Consider the following 4,461-nt stretch of genomic DNA (forward strand, 5'->3'; position numbering starts at 1 on the left):
CACCTGCGCGATGTCCCGCACCTGCGTGGTGATGTTGCGGAAGACGGTGTTGACCGAGTCGGTCAGGTCCTTCCACGTACCCGCCGCACCCGGAACCTGCGCCTGACCGCCGAGCAGACCCTGCGCACCGACCTCGCCCGACACACGCGTCACCTCGTCGGCGAACGTCCGCAGCGTCTCGGTCATCTGGTTGATGGTGTCCGCGAGTTGGGCGACCTCGCCGCGCGCGCTGACCGTGACCTTCTGGGACAGGTCGCCGTTGGCGACCGCCGTGGTCACCTCGGCGATACCCCTCACCTGATTGGTGAGATTTCCCGCCATCGTGTTGACGGAGTCGGTCAGGTCCTTCCAGACGCCGGCGACCCCCGCCACCTCCGCCTGACCGCCCAGCTCGCCCTCGGTACCCACCTCGCGCGCGACTCGCGTCACCTCGGAGGAGAACGAGGACAGCTGGTCCACCATCGTGTTGACGGTGTTCTTCAGCTCCAGCATCTCGCCGGCCACGTGCGCCGTGACCTTCCGCGACAGATCGCCCTTGGCGACCGCCGTCGTGACGAGAGCGATGTCACGTACCTGCGCCGTCAGCCGGTACGCCATCGTGTTGACGGAATCCGTCAGGTCCTTCCACGAACCGGACATTCCGCGGACCTGGGCCTGACCGCCCAGCTTGCCTTCGGTACCGACCTCCAGCGCGACCCGTGTCACTTCGTCGGTGAACGCCGACAACTGGTCGACCAGGTTGTTCACGGTCCGCGCGACCTTCAGGAACTCCCCACGGAGCGGCCGCGCCGCCCCGTCCGGCCCGTCCGAACGCAGGTCCATCCGCTGGTCCAGGTCACCCTCGGCGACCGCCGAGAGAACCCGCCCCACCTCGGAGACGGGCCGCGTCATGTCGTCGACCAGCGCGTTCGCGGCCTCGATCGCCGCCGCCCAGGCGCCCTCGCTGGCCCCCGCCTCGAGGCGCTCGGACAGCTTGCCCTCACGCCCCACCATGCGCCGTACCCGCGACAACTCGCCGGTCAGATGCATCTGCCGGTCGGCGACCTCGTTGAAAACGGCGGAGATCTCCGCCATCACACCGTCGCCCGACACGGTCAGCCGCTTGCGGAAGTTCCCGTCCCTCATCGAGACCAGGGCAGCGAGCAGCCGCTCCATGGCCGCCGCGTCCACCTGCACCGTCCCACCACTCCGAGACCGTCCGCCCCTCGCGCGCGCGCCGCTGCCGCCGCGACGAGGCGCCGCCGTGCCAGACTCCACCGTGTCCCTCCCGAAGGGGTTGACCGTACTGCCCGGGCCGTCACCACAAGCCTGCCCAGTGTTTCACCGCTGCGGAACCTGGCGATAACAGTTCGGCAGCTTCGCATAGCGTCCCCGCCGTCCGGGGACGGAAACAGTGGTGACCGGCATCCGCTCGGACAGCGAAGGTAAGTAACCTGGCATCCGGCTGTCCAACCGCCCCGGTCCGCCCGGCGGGGGTGGGGTGGCGCGAAAGACGACCACCGGGCAGCGGGAGGGGCAGACCGACCATGGCGGAGCCGGGCGTCGATACGCGTACGAGGAGTTCTGTGATCACCGCGCGGGCGGCTGCCACTTTCGACCCCGTCGGGCGGTCCGTCGCGACCGCCCGCGCCTTCGTCCGGGACACGCTCCAGGGGTGGGGGTACGCCGAGGTCGTCGACGACGCCGTCGTCCTCACCAGCGAGCTCGTCACGAACGCGGTGGTCCACGCCGGCACCGCGGCCGACGTCCTGTGCCTGCGGAGCGAGGACGGGGTCCGCGTCGAGGTCGCCGACCGCTACCCCGAGCGCGAGATCCCCCTCCAGGGCGGCCGCACGGTCGCCCACCCCGACCGGGAGAACGGCCGGGGCCTGCTCCTGTGCGCCGCCCTCGCCACCCGCTGGGGAGTCGACTACACCCCCACGCACAAGCGCGTCTGGTTCCACCTCGATCTGCCCGAGCGCACGATCGGCACCCGCTCCGCGGGCCCGGTCGTCCCCGACGCCCTCCTGCCGGTCGCGGACACCCGCGTCCGCGTGGCCGTCGCCCAGATCGACCGCGGCGGCGCCATCAGCGCCTGGAACGAGGACGCCGAGGAACTCTTCGGCTACGGCGCCGAGCAGGTCACCGGCAAGCCGCTCGGCGATCTCGCCGCCTGGCCGCACACCCCCGGAATCGGCACCGGCCTCGCCGAGGCCCTCCGCCTCTCCCGCTGGGAGGGCAGCTACGGCATCCGCTGCGCCGACGGCCGGGTCATCCCCGTGTACGCCTCCCATCTGCGCGTCCGGGACGCCGAGGGCGAGCCCTCCACGGTCTGCCTCCTGGTACGGGAGTACGAGCGCGCGGTCCTCCAGACCCCGCAGCGCACCCCGGTCTCCGACTCGGGCGCCGAGAGCCGCGCCACCGACCCCTTCGAGGTCTTCATCGGCTCCCCCGCCCCGGACGACCTCGACGGCCTCCTCCAGCGCACGGTGGAGCGCGCCCGCGACATGCTCGACGGCGACTCCGCCTTCCTGCTGCTCGCCACGGACGACGAGACGGAGCTCGAGGTACGGGCCACGACCGGCCTCCCCTCCGCCCGCCAGCGGTTCGCCCGCGTCCCCGTCGAGACCGGCGCCAGCCGCTACGGCTCCGCCCGGATGCCGGCCGTCCACGAGGACCTGGCCGCCGTCCCCGGCGCGGTTCCCCTCCTGGAGGGCACCGGGATGCGCTCGGTGGTGACGGTCCCCCTCAAGGTCGAGGGGCGCCTCACGGGCTCCCTCGGGGTGGCGGCCGAGAGCGCGAACCGCTACTCGAACGAAGAGGCCCTGCGCCTGCAGTTCGCCGCCGACCGCATCGCCCTCGCCGTCGAATCGGCCCGTCTCGGAGAGCTCGAACGCCTCCGCCGCGGGTCCCTCAGCTTCCTCGTCGAGGCTTCCGACCTGCTGGCCGGCACTCTCGACCGCGATCAGACGCTGGCCCTCATGGCCCAGATGACGGTCCCCACCCTGGCCACCTGGTGCGCCGTCTACACGATCGCCGACCAGGTCTCGGACCCGTACCTCTCGTACGTCCTCCACGAGGACGAGGACCGCATCGACGGCCTGAAGGCCCTGCTGTCCTCCATCGCTCCGCCCGATCCGGTGCCCACCCCCGGCGCCCGCGTCTGGTCGGCCCCGGCCGAGGCCGCGCACCGCGCGGCCCTCTCCACCTCGATGCGCGAACTGGGGGGCACGGGCGGCCTGTTGTCCTCCGGGATCGACGCCACGCTGGCGACCGCGAACGTCGTCGGCGGTGAGACGGTGGTCCTGCCGCTCGTGGCTCGCAACCGCGTCATCGGCATGCTCACCCTGGGCAAGCCGTCCGACGACCACTTCCGTCAGGAGATCCTGGAGCTCGCGGAGGATCTGTCCCGGCGGGCGGCCCTCGCTCTCGACAACGCCCGTCTCTACTCGGAGCGCGTGGCCATCAGCCAGTCCCTCCAGCGCAGCCTGCTGCCGCCGGGCCTGCCCGACATCCCCGGTGTCGAGGTGGACGTCATCTACCGCGCGGCCGGTGAGGGCAACGAGGTCGGCGGAGACTTCTACGACCTCTTCCCGATCCGGGACAACGCCTACGGCTTCGCCATCGGCGACGTCTGCGGTACGGGTCCGGAGGCCGCGGCCGTGACGGGCCTGGCCCGGCACGCCCTGCGTCTGCTGGCCCGTGAGGGCTTCGGCGGCCCGGCGGTCCTGGAGCGCCTCAACGCGGCGATCCTCGACGAGGGCGCCCGCAGCCGCTTCCTGACGCTGCTGTACGGCGAGCTGTGGCCGCAGGAGGACGGTTCGGCCGTCCTCAAGGTCGTCTGCGCCGGCCACCCGCTGCCGCTCCGTCTGCGTCAGGACGGCTCGGTCGTCCCCGCGGCCGATCCGCAGCCGCTGCTGGGCGTCCTGGAGGACCTGGAACTGTACGAGCAGACCATCACGCTCGACCCGGGCGACGTCCTGCTCTGTGTCACCGACGGCGTCACGGAACGCCGCGAGGGCACGCGGATGCTCGGCGACGACGGCCTGATCGAGGTTCTCAAGACGTGTACGGGCCTCACGGCCGGCGCGGTCGCCGCCCGCATCCTGCGCGCGGTCGAACGCTTCGCCCAGGAGCCCGCTTCGGACGACATGGCCATCCTGGCCATGCGGATCCCCGAGCCCCGGCACGGGGACTGACATCGCTCTCGTCGGGCCCGCGTCGCCGGGCCCGACGAGCCACTCCCTTCCCTTCTCCCACGAAGGGACAACGCAAAAAGGCCCCCGCCATGAGGCGGGGGCCTTTTCTCTGAGCCCTTTAACGGAATCGAACCGTTGACCTTCTCCTTACCATGGAGACGCTCTACCGACTGAGCTAAAAGGGCGGGTTGTTCGGCGGCGTCCTACTCTCCCACAGGGTCCCCCCTGCAGTACCATCGGCGCTGAAAGGCTTAGCTTCCGGGTTCGGAATGTAACCGGGCGT

The 4,461-nt window shown here is 71.4% G+C and carries 2 protein-coding genes, 1 tRNA gene and 1 rRNA gene; 1 reads left to right on the forward strand and 3 read right to left on the reverse strand.

What is annotated here, in order from left to right; genetic code table 11:
• On the reverse strand, positions 1–1,170 hold a 1,170-nt coding region (locus ACZ4VW_RS27145), incomplete at its 3' end, for a HAMP domain-containing protein (protein WP_467966824.1).
• A 356-nt stretch (positions 1,171–1,526) separates the two neighbouring features.
• Between ACZ4VW_RS27145 and ACZ4VW_RS27150 the strand changes: the two genes are divergently transcribed.
• Positions 1,527–4,178, forward strand: coding sequence for a SpoIIE family protein phosphatase (locus ACZ4VW_RS27150; RefSeq protein WP_467966804.1), 2,652 nt, complete (start codon positions 1,527–1,529; stop codon positions 4,176–4,178).
• A 112-nt stretch (positions 4,179–4,290) separates the two neighbouring features.
• On the opposite strand, the gene ACZ4VW_RS27155 is transcribed toward ACZ4VW_RS27150, so the two are convergent.
• Both ACZ4VW_RS27155 and rrf read right to left on the reverse strand, forming a co-directional pair.
• Positions 4,291–4,363 (reverse strand) — tRNA-Thr (locus tag ACZ4VW_RS27155).
• A 5-nt stretch (positions 4,364–4,368) separates the two neighbouring features.
• Positions 4,369–4,461: ribosomal RNA gene (gene rrf / locus ACZ4VW_RS27160) — 5S ribosomal RNA — on the reverse strand; the annotation flags it as partial.

The sequence above is a fragment of the Streptomyces sp. NPDC029139 genome (assembly GCF_055564335.1).

What these genes read in the sequence shown, in the direction of transcription:
- ACZ4VW_RS27150 (WP_467966804.1), top strand. Translation starts at nt 1,527, where the DNA reads ATGGCGGAGCCGGGCGTCGATACGCGTACGAGGAGTTCTGTGATCACC.